Source organism: Undibacterium sp. GW821-FHT11B02 (assembly GCF_058808955.1).
The window spans coordinates 134,930-155,509 of record NZ_JBXASD010000003.1; the positions used below are offsets into that span (position 1 = coordinate 134,930).

A 20,580-nucleotide genomic window follows, 5' to 3' on the forward strand; every position below is an offset into this window, starting at 1 on the left:
GCGATGGTTATCCATCGCCTCCCGCACATTACTGCAAGTTCAGTCTACTTCAAGCTAAAATCCACCCGGTTCGGACTACCCTTGTCCTTGATGCCGTCGGCGTTCAATTTGGGGGCGATCAGGAATAGTCTTTCGCGTTCAATACCCGACACGTCTTCCAGATAATCACGCACAGTATCCGCGCGTTTTTGCGCCAGGTTGCGCAAGGCATCCGGTGTCACTTCGGTGTTGGCAAGTATTAATTTTTCTGCCTCTGCAGTTGGCAGTGTTTTAGCCATGCCAATGGCATTGCGTGGCTTGGTAAATTTTTCCGCCTGATACACTTCTTCGATATACTTGGTTTTTTCTGCATCCGTAATGACAATATCGTCTTTTTTGACGGTACGGTCTTTCTGGTGCACGTCTTTCCATTTCAATTCACGCATTTTTTGCAGTAACAATAACTGGCGTATACCGTCTGCATCACTTGCTGGCTCGACACGGCCTACGATGTCCAGCTTCAGGCCACTACGGTTTTTAAGCGCCTTGGCCAGATTGTCAAGCTTGGCTGTGGCAGCAGGTGTCAGGCTGGTTTGACCTGGCAAGAATTCGCTATAGGCAAGCTCTTCACCACCACCGCCAAACATCGAGCCCAGCATGGCAAACGGCGATGTCACTGCCTTGGTAATGACATTGACGAACACTTTGAAAATAATGCCGCCGACTGAAAACTGCGGGTCAGACAAAGAACCGGTGATCGGCAGGTTGATGGAAATACGCCCCTGATTATCACGTAGCAGGGCCACCGCCAGCATGACAGGCAATTTTGTGGCCGTTGGGCTTTCCACCCGTTCGCCAAAGGTCAGTTGATCAAGGCGCACCTCATTTTCTGCCTGCAATTGCTGGTTTTCTATGCGATAGGCGACCTGCATGGACAGCTTGCCTTTTTCTATGACATAGCCAGCATACTTGGCCGCATACGGTGTCAGCCGGGTCAGTTCCAGCCCATTGGCGCTGGCCTTGATATCCATGAAAACCGGATTGGACAGCGGGTTGAGCGAACCTGAAATCACCAATGGGGCGTCATCATCGACCTTGCCATTCAATTCTATGGTCGCAGGTTGTGGGTTGTTAGATGCGATCGCGCCTATGGTGCCGGTCACCCCGGTCAGGTTGGCGCTGTAATTTGGCTTGACGAAATTGTCGGTGAAGTTGATATTGCCACCACGTAGCGTGGTCTGGGCAACACGTATCACCACAGGATTGGCTTTTTCCGGCTTGGCGGGCAATGGTACGGTGACGATGGTCGTGGTCGCCGTTTTGCTGGTGACGGGCTTGGCTGCTGTACCATCAGTTTGTGCTGATGTCGTTGCTGATGTCGTGGCAGGCTCTGTAGCACCGACCTCTTCCGCACCGGCCTTTTTTGTGCTGAGTATAGTTTGTATATTCAGCTTGCCTTTGGCAGACAGAATGGCGCGCGCATAGAAATCATTGAGTGCCAGCTTTTTCAGGGTAACCAATTGCTTGTCACCACCGATCTGGGCGCTGACACCTTCCATGGCAATATTTTTCCACTCCAGGAAATCTTCATCCGCACCATTTTCCAGCAGATGGAAATCATTCAGCGCCAGCATGCCTTCGTAATTGATCTGCCGGTTACTGTCGAGTACATTGTTCAGGTTCAATTTACCTTTAACATCTGCCCTGCCCCGCGTCAGCGCCGCATTCACATACGGTGACACGTAGGGGAACAGGCCGGATACCGGCAAACCCTGGCCATCGAGGTTGACCGTGATATTTTTTAACTGGTTGGAAGCTGTTGCATCCAGGCTGAGTTTGGATTTTTTCCCTATATTCGTCTGCAATGTCATTTTGACTGGTTGCGACATATCGCTGCTCAGTTTTTCTGCATGCAGATTAAAGGTATCAAATGCCAGCTTTACTTCTGGCGACATGGATTTATCATTGAAACTGAATGCCCCATCCTTAAAATCCAGGCTGGCCAGATTGACTTTCCAGGCAGGTGCATTGCTGCTTGCTATCGTTGTAGTGCTGGCCGCTGCAACTGCTGCTGGAGATGCGACAGGGACTGCGGGCGTCGAATTCGTCCGCAGCCATTTTTTCAGATTCAGCACGGCCTTTTCATCACGTCGCACGTCCGTCGCCAAGCCATCAAACAAGATACTGTTGATATTGACCTGTTTACTTTCGAGGTTCATGCTGAGTTTGTCTACCGTCAAGGCTTTCAGGCTGATGCTGCCATCATCGGCAGATTTTGGCTTGACGCTGAACTGGCTGAGTTTCAGACCCAGATCTTCGACTTGCACTACGCCTTTTTGCACTTGCAGTTGTGCTTTGGCGTCAAGTTGCCCACTGACGTTCGCCAGAATATAGTTGTTCAGCAAAGGCTGGTAAGACGCCAGCGACCAGGAACTTAAAACGAGTTGTGCCTTGGCAGTGGCATGCAGTGGCTGTACTTCACCTTCCAGCTTCAGGCTTTCATCATGTTCACCACTGAGCGCCAATTTAAAGATGGCAGCTTTGGCATCTGCCGCAGACGACAGATGCTGCGCTGTCAGGCTGATGTCTTTCAGGTTGATGGTCTGTGCAGGGCTCGCATGTTTGGTATCACGGAAATGCAATTGCCCCTTGGCGATTTGCAGCTCAGTCAGTTGCAACAAAGGCATCGCAGGCTTGCTTGCCGCTAATGTTGAAGATGAGGCTGCCAGAGAACCTGAAGCAGCATGTGCAGTATTCGCAACAACAGGCGCCACAACCGTCTTGCCATCCACTTTACCAGCAACTTTTGCGGGTGCAGTTATATTGGCCCAGTTCAACTGACCCTGTTGATTAATGTCCAGCCAGATTTCTGGCGCAGACAGTTCCAGCTTGCCGATACTGGCTGCAGCCGTCATGACATTGACTTGCCTGATCTGTGCGTGCAGGCTGGCCAGTTTCACCAAAGGAGAATCCGCCTTGTCATTGACATGTACCTCATCCAGATGCACATCACCAGCCAGCAACAGTTCTGGATGGGTGTTCTTACGGCTGAAAATCAAATCCAGTTTGGTAGACAACTTGGCGCTCTGGATTTTTACCGGCAATGCCACCGGCACATAGGGCAGATACTGGGTCAGGTCCAGGTTATCGAGATCGATTGCCAGCGAAGTATCTAAGGTATTTGCAAATGGTCTGGCCCTGCCCTTCAAGGCGAAGTGTGAACCATTCACCTTTGCCGACAACATGGGTTCAACAAAACTCTCTACCTGATTGGGAAAATTGGAGACAAAAGGTACCCCGATTTGCAAGGCTTCCACCTGGAATTGTTCGTTGACAACCTTGTCGTCGATGTCTATCTTGCCATCTGCAAGCTGTAAGTTTGCCAGCGAAAAGCGTGCCTTTGAATCACTCTTGGGCATGGCCGCGATTTTGTCGATAATATCGCTGAAGTTGTAGCGTCCATAGCCCTCACCTGAGGTGCGGATGATGTGCACATAAGGTTCGGTGAGCCGGACTTCATCGACGATCAATGCCTGACGGAACAAGGATGCCATCGACAGGTTCAGCACCAGCTCCTTGACTTTGACTGCCGGTGTGTGCTGATCAGCTTCATACAGGTTCAAGCCCTCTATCGTCAACGCCAGGCGGAAAGGTGAAAAGCGAATATCGGTCATATCCAGCTTGCGGCCTATCTGCTGCTGCACTTCTTCAGCAGCGATGCGTCTGACCAGACCTGGCAGGAAGGCCCAGCTTAATAAAGCAAGCAATAACAGCAAACCCACGAAACCCATTGCCCAACGGCGCAGATGCCAGCGTTGATACGCGCCCGTGATTTTTTGCTTTACTGTTGTCATGATCAATTCTTTGCTTGTGTCTACCTGAACAACATTATAGTCGCCACTGGCAACGATAGACAGAGTACCAAGAGAAACCCCCGTCTGAACGGGGTTAAAGAATGTCAATCAGCAAAAAAATTTCAACTGACAATCCCGGCAAAAACCTTGGCCTGCGAAGGATTACCCGCGATGTGGTAAGCCAGATCGGCCGGTCTGGCGATGGCCCACAATGCAAAATCGGCTGCCTTGCCGACTTCCAGACTGCCGGTTTCTGCACTGACACCCAGCGCGCGCGCTGCATGGCAAGTCACGCCCTGCAAGGCTTCCAGCGGGGTCATGCGAAACAGAGTGCAGGCCATATTCATCGTCAGCAACAATGAAGTCATGGGGGAGGTACCGGGATTGCAATCCGTCGCCAGCGCAATGGGCACACCTGCCGCACGCAATGCTGCCAGGGGCGGATATCTGGTCTCGCGCAAAAAATAAAAAGCCCCAGGCAACAGCACAGCCACCGTGCCGCTGGCGGCCATGGCGGCAATGCCTGCATCCGACAAGTATTCAAGATGATCAGCAGACAGGCCCCGGTATTTTGCCGTCAATGCCGCCCCGCCCTGGTCAGACAATTGTTCGGCATGCAGCTTGACTGGCAGGCCCAGTGCCTGTGCGGCCTGGAACACGCGTTCAGTCTGGGCCGGGGTGAAACCTATCTTTTCGCAAAACACGTCAACGGCATCGACCAGACCTTCAGCAACCAGGGCTGGCAACATCTGCGTGCAGACCAGTTCGATGTAATCGTCCGCTTTACCAGCATATTCTGGCGGCAAGGCATGTGCACCTAAAAAAGTGGTTTTGACGCGTACCGGGAATTCGCACCCTATGCGCCTGGCCACGCGCAAGATACGTGCTTCAGTTTCCAGGTCCAGCCCATAGCCGGATTTGATTTCCAGTGTAGTCACACCTTCGGCCAGCATGGCATGCAGGCGCGGCAAGGTCACTGCCAGCAATTCATCTTCGGTTGCAGCGCGGGTGGCACGAACGGTGGCGTTGATGCCGCCGCCCTGCCTGGCGATGTCTTCATAGGCGACGCCGTTCAAACGCGCTTCAAATTCATTGCTGCGATTGCCTGCGTAGACCAAATGGGTATGACAATCAATCAAACCGGGAGTCAGCCAGCAGCCTTTGCCATCATGGGTTTTTGCCGTGGCATAGCCAACTGGCAGCTCAGTTTGCACACCCAGCCAGGCAATCTTGCCATCCTTGACAGCGATGGCAGCATCCTTGATTTCCGCATAACCATCTGTCATGCACGCGAGATGGACATTGATCCACAGGCTGTCCCAGCTTAATTCCGTCTGCGCCATCAACTGTCACCCATGTTCAAAAATTGTATCCGCATCAGGTATAGCACCGCCCCTTCAGCGGCATGCAGGTTCAGGCGTATGCCACCGTGTTCATGCTCTTCATCAAACAGGCAACAATCATACTCTTGCAGCACTTCACTGGTGGACAGGCGGGCACTGCCTTCCGCACAAAACAGCAAAAGCTGCTGGGCGTCATTGGCTTCGATGAAATGGCTACCTGCTTCCAGCCTTTGCATATGGTGGGTGCAGACATCGCGCCGGGTCATCATGTTCAGGTCCAGCACCGTGCCATGCAAGAGCTCGGCATTGATCGGGGTTTCTCCACGGAACTGATGCGGCAGACTGTCTTTTTTCAGGAATATGCTGCTGGCATGACTCTGCTCGCTATCGCCATGCAAGATCAGGCCATCGCCAGACAATATCGCCAGAGTCCGGTCAATCTGGTTGAAATACGAAAACGGGCCATTGCTGCTGACTTCGGCGGTACTCAAACGCCAGACAAAATGATCCAGACTGGCGCCTGACGGGAAAATCGCCAGTTCAGTCGTGCTGCCACCGCCATTTTTCCATGGCATGGTTTGATAGTCTTGTCGTGTCCACTTACGCATAGTCGTCAAAAATTGTAGTACAAAACACAGAATGGCTTCTTCAGGTTGAAGAAGCCATTATCTTATTTTAGTCTGGAAACAAGATCAAAATAAGTATAGGTTCTGATACAACTGCTGACATTGTGCGCTCAATTGGCCTTCTACCACCAGTGTTTTTGCAGCCTCGATATCCGGTGCAAAGAAACGGTCTTTGTCATAGAAAGCCACCTTGCCACGCAACAGCTGGTGTACCTGCTTGAGCATGCCCGAGGTTTGCAAGGGCGCATGGAAGTCTATGCCCTGAGCAGCTGCCAGCAATTCTATGCCGACGATGGTGGCGGTATTATGTGCCATTTCATGCAGGCGGCGGGCTCCAAAGGTGGCCATGCTGACATGGTCTTCCTGGTTGGCCGATGTCGGTATGGTGTCCACGCTAGAAGGATGGGCATGCGATTTGTTTTCAGACGCAAGTGCCGCTGCCGTTACATGGGCAATCATGAAGCCGGAATTCAAGCCGGATGATGGCACCAGGAAGGGCGGCAGGCCAGAAATCGAGGCATCTATCAGCAAGGCAATGCGGCGCTCAGAAATGGAGCCGATTTCTGCAATCGCCAGCGCCAGGGTATCTGCCGCAAAAGCCACCGGTTCTGCATGGAAGTTACCGCCAGAAATGACTTCACCCGTTTCGACAAACACCAGCGGATTATCGGTCACCGCATTGGCTTCAATCAGCAAGGTACGGGCTGCATTGTTGATGATGTCCAGGCAGGCACCCATGACTTGCGGCTGACAGCGCAGGCAATACGGGTCTTGCACACGTTCATCATTGACGAGGTGGGAGCGACGAATTTCGCTGCCTTCCAGCAAGCTGCGATAAATCTGGGCAGTGGCGATCTGGCCGGGCTGACCACGACTGGCATGAATGCGCGGATCAAACGGCGCATCACTGCCCTTTGCCGCATCGACCGACAAAGCACCGGTAATGGTAGCAGCTTCCAGCAGGCGCTCTGCCAAAAACAGGCCATTCAGGGCCAGCGCATTGGATACTTGTGTACCGTTGATCAGCGCCAGACCTTCTTTGGCAGCCAGCACGACGGGTTTGATACCTGCTGCCGCCAGTGCTTCTTTGGCTGGCACCAGTTTGCCGTTCACACGGGCATCACCTTCGCCCAGCAAAGCCAGAGTCATATGCGATAAAGGTGCCAGATCACCCGATGCGCCAACCGAACCCTTGACCGGGATAGTAGGCATGATGCCAGCGTTATACATGGCGATCATGCTATCGATGACTGACGCACGTATGCCAGAATAACCACGTGCCAGGCTACCGATTTTCATCGCCAGTATCAACCGCACGACTTCATCTGAAATCAGTTCGCCAGAACCGACGGAATGCGACAGAATAAGATTGCGCTGCAAGAGTTCCAGTTGCTCATCCGGGATACGGGTCTTGGCCAGTTTGCCAAAACCGGTGTTGATGCCATAGGCGGCATCGCCCTTCGCCACGATTTTATCGATGGTGGCAGACGAGGCATTGATGGCGGCATAGGCGCTGTCTACCAGTTTCAGCGGTTGTGCCTTGGTCCAGATGGCACGCAAATCAGTGAGGCTGAATTCGCCTGGTTGAATTTCAAAATGATTACTCATATTTTTTCCTGAATACTTTTAATGTCGTCGTTCCAGCGCAGGCTGGAACCCAGTGTCGTTTGTGCAGCCAGGAATATCAAATCCCTTCCAGACCGCTAATATCACTCCAAAGTGACTGAGTTCTTAAATTCCCCCCTTTAGATGGGCTGCCACCTTCGTAGGTTGGGCCTGGCCTCGCTAAGCTACGGTTTACCAGCCCAACACTGGTCCTTAGAAAAAAATACGCTCTTTAAACGCCGAGTGTTGGGCTGGTAAACCGTAGCCCAACCTACGCCCCTCTACTCGCAACATCTTAAACTTATCTAAATGCCTCTCCCTTCAAGGGAAAGAAGCAAAAACAATTTTGTCGCCGATTAAATATCCAACGACTGGTTTACGCTTATTTACTACTCTTAATCATAGGCAACTTCAAACCCTCACGCTCTGCACAGGCAACAGCCTGCTCGTAACCTGCATCTGCATGACGCATGACGCCAGAACCGCAATCGTTCACTAGTACACGCGCCAGACGTTTGGCTGCCGCATCTGTACCATCGGCAACGATGACCATGCCCGAATGTTGAGAGTAACCCATACCGACACCACCACCATGATGCAGCGATACCCAGCTGGCACCACCAGCAGTGTTCAGTAAAGCGTTCAGCAAAGGCCAGTCGGATACTGCATCGGTGCCATCGCGCATGCCTTCGGTTTCGCGGTTGGGGCTGGCGACTGAACCTGTGTCCAGATGATCACGACCAATAACGATAGGCGCTTTCAATTCACCAGTTTTGACCATTTCATTGAAGGCCAGACCAGCGATATGACGTTCGCCCAGGCCCAGCCAGCAAATACGCGCTGGCAACCCCTGGAAGGCTATGCGCTCAGACGCCATGTCCAGCCATTTGTGCACGCCTTTATTGTGCGGGAACAGTTCCTTGATCTTGGCATCGGTCTTGCGGATATCTTCAGGGTCGCCAGACAAGGCTACCCAGCGGAACGGGCCTTTACCGTCGCAAAACAAGGGGCGAATATACGCTGGCACAAAGCCAGGGAAATCAAAGGCATTCTTGACGCCGGTATCAAACGCCACCTGACGGATGTTATTGCCATAGTCCACAGTCGGTATGCCCATGGCATGGAAATCCAGCATGGCTTGCACGTGTACGGCACAGGCTTGTGCGGCATCGGCAGTCAGTTTGGCATGCTGGCTGACATCTTGTTGCGCAGCCTTCCATTGTGCGACAGTCCAGTCTATAGGCAGGTAGCCATTGATCAGGTCATGGGCTGATGTCTGATCAGTCACCAGATCAGGTTTCATGCCACCGGCTTTGGCGCGCCTGACCAGTTCTGGCAACACTTCTGCGGCATTGCCGAGCAAGGCGATGGATACCGCTTCTTTGCGGTCGCAATGATGCTTGATGAGGGCCAGGGCATCATCAAGGTCTTTGGCTTGCTTGTCGACATAACGGGTACGCAAACGGAAATCAATACTCGATTGCTGGCATTCTATATTCAGCGACACGGCACCGGCAAAGCTGGCAGCCAAGGGCTGTGCGCCGCCCATGCCACCCAGGCCTGCTGTCAATATCCAGCGCCCACCCCAGTCACCATTGAAATGCTGACGCCCTGCTTCGGCAAAGGTTTCGTAGGTGCCCTGAACAATGCCCTGGGTGCCGATATAGATCCAGCTGCCTGCAGTCATCTGGCCATACATGAACAGGCCCTTGCGGTCGAGTTCATTGAAATGTTCCCAGTTTGCCCACTTGGGCACCAGGTTGGAATTGGCGATCAACACACGTGGCGCATCTGCATGGGTCTTGAAGACACCGACCGGTTTGCCAGATTGAATCAGCAGGGTTTCATCTTCATCCAGCTCTTTCAACGACGCCAGGATCTGGTCATAGCATTCCCAGTTGCGCGCAGCACGGCCTATGCCGCCATACACCACCAGATGCTTGGGGTTTTCTGCAACTGCAGGGTCCAGATTGTTCTGGATCATGCGGTAAGCCGCTTCAGCTACCCAGGTCTTGCAGGTTTTTTCTGCGCCGTGCGGGGCGTGGATTTCGCGGCTGGCATCCCAGCGAGGGTCGTTATTCATGTCTATCTCCATCATCAAATGCAAAAATGCAATATAGAAACCCAGTCAAAAGATAAAACCGGATCCGATTTGAACCATTGAGAGAAAGTTTAAGTTGTATATACAACTTTTGCAAGCGAATATTTATGGCGTTAAGAATATTTTTTGATAGCAGCAACATTGGCGCGATCTTACCGCTTCATGCCGTTAACGCCACTATGCGCGATCAGCAAGCAAGCCGACAATGGATACATCGTCAACCACACCATGAAAGGCAACCCCCATGTCCGTCGTCACTGAAGTCGCCGCTGCCAGCAGCGCAGAAGCCATCGCCCATTTTGCAGACAGCCTGCGTTTTGAAACAGATTGCTGGGATACCCACCATGCCATGTCCGAAGGCAAGGCCGATTTCGTGCTGCTTGATGTGCGCAGTCCTGAATCCTATGCCAAGGGCCATGTGCCGGGTGCCATCAACCTGCTCGGGGGCAAAATCATCGCCTCAAAACTGGCCAGCTATCCGGCGGATACCTTGTTTGTGACTTACTGCGCTGGCCCGCATTGCAATGGCGCGACACGGGCCGCAATCAAGCTGGCACAATTGGGACGCCCGGTCAAAATCATGATAGGTGGCATCACCGGCTGGCTGGATGAAGGTTTCAGCCTGACGACAGAAGTGACAGAACTGGCATAAGGTATGGCTGTCCCTCACCCACCGACTTGCGGCGTGCGTTACGCAGAGGCAACAGATGCAGCAGCCCTGCTGGCAACGATGCGTGAACTGGCTGCATTTGAAGGCTATCTGCAAGGCTTTCGCGTGCAGGAGCAAGACTTGCTGGCACGCGGATTGGGCCATGAGCCAGCCCAATTCCATGCCCTGCTGGCAGAATCCCCCGATGGCGTCTTGCTGGGTTATGCGGTGCTGGTAGAAATCGCCTTCACCTATGATTTGCTCGCGGATTGTCGCTTAAAGGAATTGTATGTCAGCCCTGCTGCCCGGGGTCTGGGCGTGGGCACGGCATTAATGCAGGCCGTGCTGGCCCATGCCAGATCACGTGGCTGCGGACGTTTGAAATGGGATGTATTGCCTGGCAATGAAAACGCCAGGCAATTTTATCGCCGCTTTGGTGGGCAGCCAGATATCGGCTGGGAGGCATGGATACTGCCTTTGCGATGAAATCACAACCACGAGCAACAACCCCACGATGGAAACAAGTTAGTGTGAAACCACTACGTCTGACATTGGTCTGCGCCACTGATCTTCTATTCTTGCATCATCCGCACGATACCCAAGTGCGATAACCAGCGGGATCACTGCACCACGCGGCAATCCCAGACATTTAGCGACCTTCGACGCAGAAAATCCTTCCATCGGACAAGAATCTATCCCTTTTGCCGCGGCCCCCAGCATCAGCGTTTGCGCTGCAAAAACTGCATTACGCGCCGCCCAGTGTCGGCTGCCAATGTGCCCCACGGGAAGCAGGGACATACTGGGGCGTATCAGTGCAGCAATAAAGAGCAGTGGTGACCACAACGCGGAAGACCCGATCCCAAGAATTTTCTGAAACTTACCAATCTGCTTGCGATAATAGGCTTTTGATTTCGACTCTAGCGCTGCAGAGCTTTCTACATGGGCTAGTTGCGCCAACGCTGTTTGCTCCCCCAAAGCCGGGCTTGCCACAACCACAACAAGATCAGACGCTGACTGAGCCGCTTTTTGTCCATTGCAGGCCAGTGCAACACTGGCCTTCACGGAAGGATCCCGAATCCAGTGGAGTTCGTAAGGTTGCAGATTCCCGCTTGAAGGGGCAAATGCGGCTTCAGTCAGTAAAGCATAAACATCCTCCTCTGGAACCTGGGTTGAATTAAATTGACGAATCGCTCTGCGAAAACGATTCGAGGCCTGGAATGCGGCCCAATGCCGCGAGGTATCTTGTGTATTCATGCCTCAAATAGTAAGCTAAAGCTTTAATTTATAATACTCACATTCTGGAGCAAGCCTTGAGCAAAAGCCGATCCGCCACTATCCCCCGGAAAATCCCTGCGCAGGCGCGTTCGCGGGCAACAGTTGACGCGATTATTCAAGCTGCTACTTACATTTTGACGGAAGTTGGATGGGAAGGACTGACGACAAATGCCATATCAGAACGGGCAGGTGTCAATATCGGATCGCTTTACCAGTTTTTCCCTAACAAAGAGGCAATCATTGCAGAATTGCAACGCCGACACGCAGAAGCAACACATACAGATTTACACAAAGCACTTGAACTATTGCCGCAACAGCCCTCTCTCAGAAGTGCGCTCACACTGATAGTCAGACTTGTCGTCGATGAGCATCGTGTCGCGCCAGCCTTGCATAAGGCCATTACAGAAGAACTGCCTCGCACCGTGCGCTGCAAGCAAGAAGGAAGGAAAGCGCTTCGGGAACAATTTTCAGAGGTACTAAAACCATTCATGAAGAATGTGCCCGATCCAGATCTGGCAATTTACATGATGGGCGTCACGGTGCATGCAATCATCCATGATGTGACTGCTGAACGACCAGAGCTACTCAGTCATCCAAGTCTGATTACAGAGCTGGTTACTTTGCTTGAAAATTATCTGTGCCGTTCATCGACAATTCAGGCTTGACCGATAACCTGGAAAAGTATCAACCTGAAGCGAATACCTTGCCGCAAGCGATACTCGTCGTGGTCAATGCGATGTCTATTGAGCCTTCCACCGACGAGCATGCTTTGCGAAACCCTGCAAATCTTCCCTTTCAAGGGGGAAGGAGCAATATCAAGCATCAAAGCCGCCATCCGCCTTCAGGTTGGCACCAGTGATAAATGCCGCCTCTTCACTTGCCAGGTAAGCCACCAGACTGGCGATTTGTGCGCCGGTCCCGTATTTACCTGTCGCCATGTAAGTGCGCATGGTGTCAGCAAAGGGGCCATTGGCAGGGTTCATTTCTGTATCGACCGGGCCAGGCTGCACATTATTGACGGTGATGCCACGTGGGCCCAGGTCGCGCGCCAGGCCACGGGTGAAGGATGCTACCGCGCCCTTGGTCAGTGCATATACAGACAGGCCGGGTACAGGTACAAAATCACTGTTGACGCTGCCTATGGTGATGATGCGGCCTCCCTCTTTCATGTGGCGTTGCGCTTCTTGCGTAGCGACAAACACTGCGGTCACATTGATGGCAAGCAGGCGCTGGTAGTCGGCCATATTGAAGTCGGCGATACCACCGAAAGCAACTGCACCAGCGTTGTTGACGAGTATGTCCAGTCCACCCAATTCTGCGGCTGCGGTATTGACTGCCTGCCTGACGGCATCTGCATCCTGGGCATCGGCGCGTATTGCCAGGGCTTTGCCGTCGGCAGCACGTATGCTGGCAACGACCTGCTCTGCCTGATCGCTGCTGCTGGCATAGGTAATTGCCACAGCCGCACCATCACGTGCCAGCTTTTGTGCGATGGCGGCACCGATACCGCGTGAACCGCCAGTGACCAGGGCCACTTTGCCAGTCAGTGAGGGTGTTGTTTGTGTGTTCAAAATTTGTGTCATGTCGCTCTCCTGTTTGATTCTGGTTGAATTTCTTAGATCCGTGATTGGATGAAGCTATTTTGTACCTTTAAAATGATTACAAATAGTCCACAATCGATTACATTACCTTCAACCAAAGGTTGAAAATAGAGGTGTATTCATGGAGACGTTAGCGAGTATTGAATCATTCGTCCGCAGTGCCGAGGCAGGCAGTTTTTCGCAAGCGGCACGCAATCTGGGGCTGACACCGGCAGCGGTCAGCAAGAATGTCGCCAAGCTGGAGTCGCGGCTGGGCATACGGCTGTTCCAGCGTAGTACGCGCAGCCTGGTGCTGACAGAGGCAGGGGAAGTATTTTTGACCCAGATCAGGGGTGGGCTGGACAGCATACAGGCGGCCCTGGCCAATGTGGAAAACGTTGCTGGCAAACCCGCTGGAGTATTGAAGATCAGCCTTGCGCTGGCCTTCGGACGCGATTATGTCTTACCGGCAGTGAATGATTTCGCCAAGACTTATCCGGATGTTATCCCTGACCTGCATTTTGATAACCGCAGCGTAGACCTGATTGCTGAAGGCTTTGATGTCGCCATCGGTGGTGGCATAGAACTGGTGCCTGGCGTCATTGCGCGTGAAATCGGGCGCGCCCATGTGATACCGGTCGCTTCACCCGCTTATCTGGCGGCCCACAAAATGCCAACCACACCTGCCGACCTGGCGACACTGGATGGCATCATCCGGCGCTCACCGCAAAGTGGCAGGCTGCGCTCGTGGACATTGCGCAATGCGGCAGGTGAAGAGGCGGCGATGGAACTAAAGACGCGCATCATCATGGATGACCCCGAAGCCATGTGCCGCGCTGCTCTGCTCGACATGGGTGTGGCCATGGTGCCGCGACTGCATGCCCTGCCTTATCTGGAAAGTGGTGCGCTGGTGCGTGTGCTGCCTGCCTGGCATGCAGATATTGGCCCTATTGCGCTGTACTATGCCAGCAGCAAACTGATGCCCGCCAAGACCCGGCTGTTTGTCGACTTCATCCTCATGCGCTTTCGTGAACTGGATATCGCCGGTAAATTTTCTGCCTTGCCGCGAAAAAAATAAGCGGTACCGGTGGATATGTTCGCCATCCCTGCCCGCCTATGAGAAAATGCAGGCATCCACCATTTTTCTATTGCCGCCCATACTGTGAAACCCAGCAAGCCAGACATTCCAGCCTTTCAAGTGATCAAAGATACCCTGCTGAAGGAAATCCAGTCAGGCAAGTGGAAAGAAGGTGATGCCATACCGGCAGAAACTGCCCTGGCCAGCCAGTTTGGGGTGTCGCGCATGACGGTTAACCGTGCCATACGCGAATTGACCAGCGAGCAGATACTGACGCGCATACAGGGTTCAGGCACCTATGTGGCGCAACAAAAATACCAGGCCACGCTGGTGGCAATCAAAAGCATTGCCGAAGAAATCCGCTCCCGTGGCCATGCCCACCGCAGCGAATTGCATAAGCTGAAGGCAGAAGCGGCGACTGAACTGCTGGCCGCAGAATTCCAGGTCAAGGCCGGGCACCCGCTGTTTCATTCGGTCATTGTTCATTTTGAAAACGAAGTGGCAATACAGGTCGAAGACCGCTGGGTCAATTCCAGCGTGACACCAGAATACCTGCAACAAGACTTCAGCACCATGACGCCGAATGAATACCTGGTCGCCGTCGCCCCCTTGCAAGGCGTTGATTACCGCATAGAAGCCGTGCTGCCTCCCAAACAAATTGCCGACATGCTGCACATCCCGGCCAAAGAAGCCTGCCTGGTCCTGCACAGAAAAACCCGCTCACAAAACATGATCGCCACCAGCGTCACCATGTGGCACCCGGGCAAGCGCTATCAATTTGCGGGTAGTTTTTAACTGCAAGACCTCTCAACACAGAGGCACAGAGTTATCACAGAGGGGCACAGAGAAAATCTTTTGAGTCTTTGTATGTGTATGCGGCATGGTGGCAAAAAACTTGATTTTAAAAACGAAGATATTCTTATGTAAATTGAAAATCCGCTTTTCTCTGTGCCCCTCTGTGTCTCTGTGTTGAGCATTACGGTCTTATTTGAGCTTTCCAGTCTTAAATATTTCGACCACCCTGTCACCCGAATCACCGCCTGCTGCGTTATCTATGGGTCATCAGGCACATACAGTAACCAACTGGTAACACCTCAAACAGGCTGGCAAGTTAAAATGTCGGCTATGCAGCGATTTGCTGGAATTGCAAGAAAGACACATTATGGCTAAAAAAAATGAACTGGATCCAGAAACCGAGGCGCTGATTGCCTGGTGCACGGAAGTCGAAGGCTTTCTGGTTGCCGGTGGTGCCACAGTCCATCAGGCACAAGACCATATAGAAGAACAGATCGAATGGTTCACCGATTTATTTTTTGATGGACTCAGCCCGGAAGAAGCTGCCAAGGAAGCACTGGCCTGATGCCAGCATGCTTGCCACCACTACCTTCATGCCGTAAACGAAACAAAAAAATAGAAATGACGATGATTCACCGCTTAGTATTATTACCTGTAGTACTTTCCGTGGCGACCTTGAGCGCCTGTACCAGCTTCGGTAAGCATGCAGGCACCCAGCATGAAGAATTTGGTGCCACTGGTGTGTTTACCCGCAGCTTTCCTGGCAGCGAAAAAACTGCTTGTGAATCAGCCCGCCGCGCCCTGCTTAGCCAGGGCTATGTCATCAGCGACTGGAAGCCTTCTGTCCTCAAGGGGCGCAGGAAATACCAGCCGGATGCGGACGTGCATGCAGAGATCGAATTCAATGTTGTCTGCGTTGCCGACAGCAAGGGCAGTAATAGTACTACCGTGTTTGCCAATGCTGTGCGTGACCGTTATTCTTTAAAGAAAAGCAATACCTCGGCCAGTATCGGTGTCAGCGCGATTGGTTCGGTATCCCTGCCCTTTGGTTCTACCGATGATGCCCTGGTCAAGGTCGCCAGCGAAACCATACCCACTGGCCAATTCTATGAGCAATTTTTTGAACTGCTAGAACGCTATCTGGACAGCGTACCGAATATACCCGATACAGAAGAAGACAAGAAAACCGTGACGGTCGCCCCGTCAGCAACACATGCGGCGGCTCCGGCGACGGCATCGGAAACGGTAGTCAAGCAGTCAGACGAATAACAAATAAGTAAGAATAGATAAGCCCCATGCAAGCTGATGACCTGCAACGCCTGTTGAGTTTCAAAATGCCATACGGCAAGTACAAAGACACAGTCATTGCCGACTTGCCAGGGCATTATTTAGGCTGGTTTGCCAGAGAAGGTTTCCCAAAGGGGGAAATAGGCCGGCTGCTGGAATTGATGTACGAGATCGACCATAATGATCTGGGCGAATTGCTGGCCCCTCTCAGGAAGAAACCCTGAACAAGTAACTCAGAACAGCATGTTGATTCAGGTCTACTGGCCAACACCGTCAAATCATCGCCCCCATCCAAAGCGCAAAACGACAAAAGGCAGACATGTCCAGCATGCCTGCCTTTTAAATCAGTTCAACCAACTTACTTAGCTTAGTTCGTTTTGCTGACTTCTTTACTTTGACGCTTACCCGCAGCGGTGGCTGGGAGGAATTTCATCGGGTCATTGACGCCTACCGCATAGGCAGTCACCAAGCTACGCTGTCTGAGGCAAGAAGCGCTCAATACCGCTGCATCGGGTGCGGAATTGGTGCAGACTTGCAAGTCCTTGACGGTATCGAGAGGGATACCGGCTGCAGCAGCTACAGAAACGATGGATTGCGGATTGGCGCCACTGGCAACCAGGCTGTCTACCGTTGCCTGCAGGTTGGAACTGCTGGTCAAGGCAGTAAAGATGCCATCGACAGAAGTGTCCACGCCTTCAGCATAAGCGACTGACAAACCACCGGCCAAAGCCAGACCAATAAGTGTGTTCTTAAGCATTTTTTTCATAGGGTCCCCCAACATGTCGACAAACCATTTTGTCTTCCGCAACCAATTCTAAATAAGAGTAAATCAAATTGAAAGCGGATATTTGTAACCTGGAAAGTATTTTCGGATAAAAATTTTTAAACCATTTACAGAAATTTCCATGCGGCAATAATCATCAATCAACCGTAAAAGCTTATATTCCCATCCTGTCTCCAAGCTTATCAAGCCGCTTGTTGCGCCTGACTTCTTTTTGCGGCCAAGGCATTCAACTGATCAATCACAGCCTGGTCCTTTTGTAAGGTCTGTGCCGGTGGTATCACCAAGGTAGTGATTTGTCGGAAGGCTGCGTTAGGCAAATCACGCAGCAAGAGTTTTTCCTTGCGCGTTTTTTCCAGTGGATCAGTGGCGGCTTCATACAATATCACTTCATGGTCCAGCGGATAATGGCGACTCAACTTATCTACCACGATCTGCAAGTGTGCGGGCTCGGTATCAAAACGTTTCAGGCTCAAATCACCGGCAATGCCTATCTGCCATAAAATCAGCAGCGCTGTCGGATCTATTTGCCGCTGATAAATCATGAACTGAGTACTTTCCATGGACTGCATGCCATGGTTGCCTGGATCCATGCCCAAGTCTGCCACCAGGCAATCGAGTGCTGAAATGCCAGGTTCCATACGGGCTTCAAAACCTTCGGCTCGCGCGTCAGCGATCGCCATGTGCGAGATACAGGCGAAAATGCCAGGATGACCATAAAAGGCTGCACAGACTTTCTTGCCTGCCCTGACTTCTTTCAAGATGGTATCAGCCATGCGGCGGTAAGTATCGCGACGTGTCTTGCCATCCACTTTGGTGTCATCGTAGTGATCGTTGAGGCAAACATATTCCTTGGCAACACCTTGTAACCATTTACGGGCGAAGACATTTGGTATCGCTGCAATAACGATATCAAAATTTTCAATATAGCTTTGCGCAATAGGCGTCAATTGCCCTCCCATACGCATGCCAGTACCAACACAGACCAGTGAACCTTGAGTTTGATTTGTCATAGATTTTACAATAAGGGCAACTTTGAACAATGCGGCATAGTGAACGGACTACCATGAGCAGGGCAACCCATATTGCCTCGCTCATTTCTTTGATTATTTTCCTTACACTCGTTCTTCAGCGATAGAAAACAACATAACTGCCGTCAGGCAGCTACTGCCTCTTCTTCGAAACACATTCTACTGCCACCCATATCGAAAGGACTTTCTGTAGTATCTAATGAATCGAAGTCTTTGAAAGGAATATCGAGGAAAGCCGAAATTTCTTTTCTGTCCTGCTTTAGCAAAACAGCCTGCTCTTCAACGGACAAGCCAAAATCGCGGGTCGCCTGGTGTGGGTCTTGTTTGTATGCATGTATCAGAGCAGCATTTGCATCTAAGGCATTCAGAAAATCTAAAAGCTTGGACATCATATTCTCCTTGATGAGTAAAACATTTGGCAATATTGCCATCAAGGATTCTATATCACTTTTTTTAGACAGCACAGAACATATTTTTACATTTTTTAACTATTGATGTTGAGAATAACTATCGATACACTGTTACGCAATTCCTGCCTTCTGCTTTGGAATTATATAAAGCCTTGTCTGCTGCCTCCAGCGTGGCATCGAAAGTGATCAGCCCATTGGTATCCACCGTAGCGATTCCAAAACTGGCCGACAACGGAAAGCGATAGCCGCTAGGTTCTGTATCTATCATGGCAATAGCCATACGACAACGCTCTGCCAGTTGCAAGGCAGAAGACTGGTTGGAATCCGGCATGCAGATACCAAATTCTTCCCCTCCCAAACGTCCAAACAAGTCTTCTTTACGTAAGTGGGTCTTAATGGTTTCACAAACATTTTTCAGCACCCAGTCACCGGTGGCATGGCCAAAAGAATCATTAATATTCTTGAACAAATCCATGTCAAACAAAATAATGCTCATACTACTGGTACGCATTTTAAAGGCATCGTTCGATGAAACCATGAAATGCATGCGGTTGGCCACCTGTGTCAAACCGTCTGTTTGCGAGAATTCACGGAACTGGTTTTTTTGCTGCAAGGTCTTGATCAACCACAAAATCATCAACACCATGATGATGATGACGAGAATGATGACCAGCCACAAATTCTGATTACTCTTTTTTTCCAGCTCGCGTTCAACGGCGAGGATTTTATTTTTTTGCTCCAGCAAGCTCAATTGATTGGCTTTATCCTGAGTATCAAATTTAACGCGCTGGAACGCAAGATTTTTATGCAACTGGTCATCCAGCACGCGGTTTTTAAGTGCCAGTGCAGTCTCAAAATATTCAAGTGAGTTGGCAAACTGTCCTTGTGCGCGTTTGATACTGGCCATGGTCTCAGCAGTTTTTTCCATTAGCTGAACGGCATTGCCTGATTTGGCATGCTGATAGGCTTGCAAGCCATAGCGTTCCGCCTGTTCCAGGTTGCCGGTATGCAGAAACGATCGCGCAATTGCTTCTTCCAGCATCGTCAGATAATCCGAGCTTTGCGTAGTTTTGGCAAATTCGGCCAGCAGTCCCAAACCTGCTCCTTTACCTTGCTGATAATTGCCCGAATCTATCAGATCAATGCAGGCTAAAGTCTGAAGCAATAGAGAGAAAAAATTCCGCCCATGCGATTCGCAAAGTGTGATGGCATCCGGCAAAAGTGATCTCGCCTTTTGCCGCTCGCCTTTGAGAAAATTGATTTCAACCAGATCTCCCATGGCTACACATCTGGAGCTACTTCTTTCGACATCACCATCGAGTGCCATCATGCGGTCTGCATAACTCAGTGCTTCGTCATACGCACGCAAGGAATTGAGCAAGGTAATAGCCGATTGCAGCGTATCTACCTTGGCAATTTGGTTGGTTAATTTGGGCAGCAGTACGATGCTTTCATTGATTGCCAACAATGCTTTTTCATACTCACCCAGGCTGGTGTAGCCGGAAGATAACTGATACAGGTAACGAACCCGGTAATCAGGATCTTTTACAAAATTCAAACGTGATTCGACCAGTTCGACACGTTCTTTGTGACGGCCTTTATAGCCATAGGCGGAAGCCGCCAGCAAGAAATAACGATTTCTTTGTGCTTCACTGAATGTGGGTTCAAGTTCGCTTAAGCGGGCAATGGTTGCAGATACCACATCGGGTGCGCTTCTGATTTCCTGCGCCATTTGCGACAGCATTCCATCAACACTCTCCGCGTCACGCGCAGACACTGGCATGCCTGCGCAGAATCCGGTAACAAGCAAAATGGCCGTGAAAAATTTTAGCTTCAAGCCTGATATCATCGCTTATACCGAAAAAGTTATTGCAACTACATTATTAATATTCAATCGAATCAAGCGCTGGAAGCTCTTCAGCAGAAATCCCCAGCAAGCCAGCAACCACTTCTTTGTCGCCTGACAAAACAGCAGCCTGCTCTTCAGCCGTCAGACCAAAACTGTCCATGGCGGCGGCGGGGTCGCTCTTGTGTGCGGCCAATGCAGAACCATCTTTATCCAGCGTATTCAAATACTCAAGCAGTTTAGACATGTTGATTCACCTTCCAGTTAACTTCGTGGGTTAAGAAACGAGGTAATGCTGTTAAAGATTCTATTATGATTCTGTAAAAGTTGTAACAAATTT

The 20,580-nt window shown here is 51.2% G+C and carries 20 protein-coding genes; 8 read left to right on the top strand and 12 right to left on the bottom strand.

Annotation, left to right across the window (positions count from 1 at the left end; translation table 11 throughout):
* Window positions 1–44 precede the first annotated feature (44 nt).
* The 5 genes from AC1RVX_RS06815 to hutU all read right to left on the bottom strand — a co-directional run bounded on the left by AC1RVX_RS06815 (window position 45) and on the right by hutU (window position 9,490).
* Entirely contained in the window at window positions 45–3,833 is a 3,789-nt protein-coding gene (locus AC1RVX_RS06815; protein ID WP_493215815.1) for a DUF748 domain-containing protein, read from the bottom strand.
* Between the two features lie 122 nt (window positions 3,834–3,955).
* Window positions 3,956–5,176 (bottom strand): imidazolonepropionase, encoded by a 1,221-nt coding sequence (hutI, locus tag AC1RVX_RS06820; protein ID WP_493215816.1) that lies wholly within the window; start codon window positions 5,174–5,176, stop codon window positions 3,956–3,958.
* A complete protein-coding gene (locus AC1RVX_RS06825; RefSeq protein ID WP_493215817.1) occupies window positions 5,176–5,784 on the bottom strand; it encodes a HutD/Ves family protein in 609 nt (202 codons plus the stop codon). The genes hutI and AC1RVX_RS06825 overlap by 1 nt, the downstream gene beginning before the upstream one ends.
* A gap of 84 nt (window positions 5,785–5,868) precedes the next feature.
* A complete protein-coding gene (gene hutH / locus AC1RVX_RS06830) occupies window positions 5,869–7,410 on the bottom strand; it encodes a histidine ammonia-lyase (RefSeq protein ID WP_493215818.1) in 1,542 nt (513 codons plus the stop codon).
* A 379-nt stretch (window positions 7,411–7,789) separates the two neighbouring features.
* Complete coding sequence (hutU, locus tag AC1RVX_RS06835; RefSeq protein ID WP_493215819.1) at window positions 7,790–9,490, bottom strand: urocanate hydratase; 1,701 nt, start codon at window positions 9,488–9,490, stop codon at window positions 7,790–7,792.
* A 262-nt stretch (window positions 9,491–9,752) separates the two neighbouring features.
* Between hutU and AC1RVX_RS06840 the strand changes: the two genes are divergently transcribed.
* Together AC1RVX_RS06840 and AC1RVX_RS06845 are read left to right on the top strand one after the other, a co-directional pair.
* On the top strand, window positions 9,753–10,160 hold the full coding sequence (locus AC1RVX_RS06840) for a rhodanese-like domain-containing protein (protein ID WP_493215820.1): 408 nt from the start codon (window positions 9,753–9,755) through the stop codon (window positions 10,158–10,160).
* 3 nt (window positions 10,161–10,163) lie between these two features.
* The gene (locus AC1RVX_RS06845) at window positions 10,164–10,643 is read left to right on the top strand and encodes a GNAT family N-acetyltransferase (protein ID WP_493215821.1); all 480 of its coding nucleotides are present in this window, start codon (window positions 10,164–10,166) and stop codon (window positions 10,641–10,643) included.
* A 39-nt stretch (window positions 10,644–10,682) separates the two neighbouring features.
* On the opposite strand, the gene AC1RVX_RS06850 is transcribed toward AC1RVX_RS06845, so the two are convergent.
* On the bottom strand, window positions 10,683–11,411 hold the full coding sequence (locus AC1RVX_RS06850; RefSeq protein WP_493215822.1) for a nitroreductase family protein: 729 nt from the start codon (window positions 11,409–11,411) through the stop codon (window positions 10,683–10,685).
* 56 nt (window positions 11,412–11,467) lie between these two features.
* Between AC1RVX_RS06850 and AC1RVX_RS06855 the strand changes: the two genes are divergently transcribed.
* Window positions 11,468–12,097: a TetR/AcrR family transcriptional regulator gene (locus AC1RVX_RS06855; protein ID WP_493215823.1), complete on the top strand. Its 630-nt coding sequence runs from the start codon at window positions 11,468–11,470 to the stop codon at window positions 12,095–12,097.
* A 150-nt stretch (window positions 12,098–12,247) separates the two neighbouring features.
* Here the strand turns inward: AC1RVX_RS06855 and AC1RVX_RS06860 are convergent, their stop codons facing one another.
* A complete protein-coding gene (locus tag AC1RVX_RS06860) occupies window positions 12,248–13,015 on the bottom strand; it encodes a 3-oxoacyl-ACP reductase family protein (RefSeq protein WP_493215824.1) in 768 nt (255 codons plus the stop codon).
* Window positions 13,016–13,154: 139 nt separating this feature from the next.
* Here AC1RVX_RS06860 and AC1RVX_RS06865 point away from each other — a divergent pair, with 139 nt between their 5' ends.
* The 5 genes from AC1RVX_RS06865 (at window position 13,155) to AC1RVX_RS06885 (ending at window position 16,396) form a co-directional block, all read left to right on the top strand.
* On the top strand, window positions 13,155–14,090 hold the full coding sequence (locus AC1RVX_RS06865) for a LysR family transcriptional regulator (protein WP_493215825.1): 936 nt from the start codon (window positions 13,155–13,157) through the stop codon (window positions 14,088–14,090).
* 84 nt (window positions 14,091–14,174) lie between these two features.
* Window positions 14,175–14,885, top strand: coding sequence for a histidine utilization transcriptional repressor HutC (gene hutC / locus AC1RVX_RS06870; protein ID WP_493215826.1), 711 nt, complete (start codon window positions 14,175–14,177; stop codon window positions 14,883–14,885).
* 367 nt (window positions 14,886–15,252) lie between these two features.
* Complete coding sequence (locus tag AC1RVX_RS06875) at window positions 15,253–15,450, top strand: hypothetical protein (RefSeq protein ID WP_422974851.1); 198 nt, start codon at window positions 15,253–15,255, stop codon at window positions 15,448–15,450.
* A 62-nt stretch (window positions 15,451–15,512) separates the two neighbouring features.
* Complete coding sequence (locus AC1RVX_RS06880; protein ID WP_493215827.1) at window positions 15,513–16,154, top strand: DUF2242 domain-containing protein; 642 nt, start codon at window positions 15,513–15,515, stop codon at window positions 16,152–16,154.
* Between the two features lie 26 nt (window positions 16,155–16,180).
* Window positions 16,181–16,396, top strand: coding sequence for a DUF3820 family protein (locus AC1RVX_RS06885; RefSeq protein WP_493215828.1), 216 nt, complete (start codon window positions 16,181–16,183; stop codon window positions 16,394–16,396).
* 143 nt (window positions 16,397–16,539) lie between these two features.
* Here the strand turns inward: AC1RVX_RS06885 and AC1RVX_RS06890 are convergent, their stop codons facing one another.
* From AC1RVX_RS06890 to AC1RVX_RS06910, 5 genes are all read right to left on the bottom strand, one after another.
* Window positions 16,540–16,938 carry a hypothetical protein gene (locus AC1RVX_RS06890; protein ID WP_493215829.1) on the bottom strand — a complete coding sequence of 133 codons (399 nt, stop codon included), beginning with the start codon at window positions 16,936–16,938 and terminating at the stop codon, window positions 16,540–16,542.
* A 200-nt stretch (window positions 16,939–17,138) separates the two neighbouring features.
* Window positions 17,139–17,966 carry an SAM-dependent methyltransferase gene (locus tag AC1RVX_RS06895; RefSeq protein WP_493215830.1) on the bottom strand — a complete coding sequence of 276 codons (828 nt, stop codon included), beginning with the start codon at window positions 17,964–17,966 and terminating at the stop codon, window positions 17,139–17,141.
* A 143-nt stretch (window positions 17,967–18,109) separates the two neighbouring features.
* Window positions 18,110–18,415, bottom strand: coding sequence for a hypothetical protein (locus AC1RVX_RS06900; RefSeq protein WP_493215831.1), 306 nt, complete (start codon window positions 18,413–18,415; stop codon window positions 18,110–18,112).
* Window positions 18,416–18,491: 76 nt separating this feature from the next.
* Window positions 18,492–20,231: a diguanylate cyclase gene (locus tag AC1RVX_RS06905; protein ID WP_493215832.1), complete on the bottom strand. Its 1,740-nt coding sequence runs from the start codon at window positions 20,229–20,231 to the stop codon at window positions 18,492–18,494.
* 46 nt (window positions 20,232–20,277) lie between these two features.
* On the bottom strand, window positions 20,278–20,487 hold the full coding sequence (locus AC1RVX_RS06910; RefSeq protein WP_493215833.1) for a hypothetical protein: 210 nt from the start codon (window positions 20,485–20,487) through the stop codon (window positions 20,278–20,280).
* Window positions 20,488–20,580 lie beyond the last annotated feature (93 nt).

Coding starts and splice junctions, on each gene's coding strand:
- AC1RVX_RS06815 (WP_493215815.1), bottom strand. CDS start 3,833: ATGACAACAGTAAAGCAAAAAATCACGGGCGCGTATCAACGCTGGCAT.
- hutI (WP_493215816.1), bottom strand. CDS start 5,176: ATGGCGCAGACGGAATTAAGCTGGGACAGCCTGTGGATCAATGTCCAT.
- AC1RVX_RS06825 (WP_493215817.1), bottom strand. CDS start 5,784: ATGCGTAAGTGGACACGACAAGACTATCAAACCATGCCATGGAAAAAT.
- hutH (WP_493215818.1), bottom strand. CDS start 7,410: ATGAGTAATCATTTTGAAATTCAACCAGGCGAATTCAGCCTCACTGAT.
- hutU (WP_493215819.1), bottom strand. CDS start 9,490: ATGAATAACGACCCTCGCTGGGATGCCAGCCGCGAAATCCACGCCCCG.
- AC1RVX_RS06840 (WP_493215820.1), top strand. CDS start 9,753: ATGTCCGTCGTCACTGAAGTCGCCGCTGCCAGCAGCGCAGAAGCCATC.
- AC1RVX_RS06845 (WP_493215821.1), top strand. CDS start 10,164: ATGGCTGTCCCTCACCCACCGACTTGCGGCGTGCGTTACGCAGAGGCA.
- AC1RVX_RS06850 (WP_493215822.1), bottom strand. CDS start 11,411: ATGAATACACAAGATACCTCGCGGCATTGGGCCGCATTCCAGGCCTCG.
- AC1RVX_RS06860 (WP_493215824.1), bottom strand. CDS start 13,015: ATGACACAAATTTTGAACACACAAACAACACCCTCACTGACTGGCAAA.
- AC1RVX_RS06865 (WP_493215825.1), top strand. CDS start 13,155: ATGGAGACGTTAGCGAGTATTGAATCATTCGTCCGCAGTGCCGAGGCA.
- AC1RVX_RS06875 (WP_422974851.1), top strand. CDS start 15,253: ATGGCTAAAAAAAATGAACTGGATCCAGAAACCGAGGCGCTGATTGCC.
- AC1RVX_RS06880 (WP_493215827.1), top strand. CDS start 15,513: ATGATTCACCGCTTAGTATTATTACCTGTAGTACTTTCCGTGGCGACC.
- AC1RVX_RS06885 (WP_493215828.1), top strand. CDS start 16,181: ATGCAAGCTGATGACCTGCAACGCCTGTTGAGTTTCAAAATGCCATAC.
- AC1RVX_RS06890 (WP_493215829.1), bottom strand. CDS start 16,938: ATGAAAAAAATGCTTAAGAACACACTTATTGGTCTGGCTTTGGCCGGT.
- AC1RVX_RS06895 (WP_493215830.1), bottom strand. CDS start 17,966: ATGACAAATCAAACTCAAGGTTCACTGGTCTGTGTTGGTACTGGCATG.
- AC1RVX_RS06900 (WP_493215831.1), bottom strand. CDS start 18,415: ATGGCAATATTGCCAAATGTTTTACTCATCAAGGAGAATATGATGTCC.
- AC1RVX_RS06910 (WP_493215833.1), bottom strand. CDS start 20,487: ATGTCTAAACTGCTTGAGTATTTGAATACGCTGGATAAAGATGGTTCT.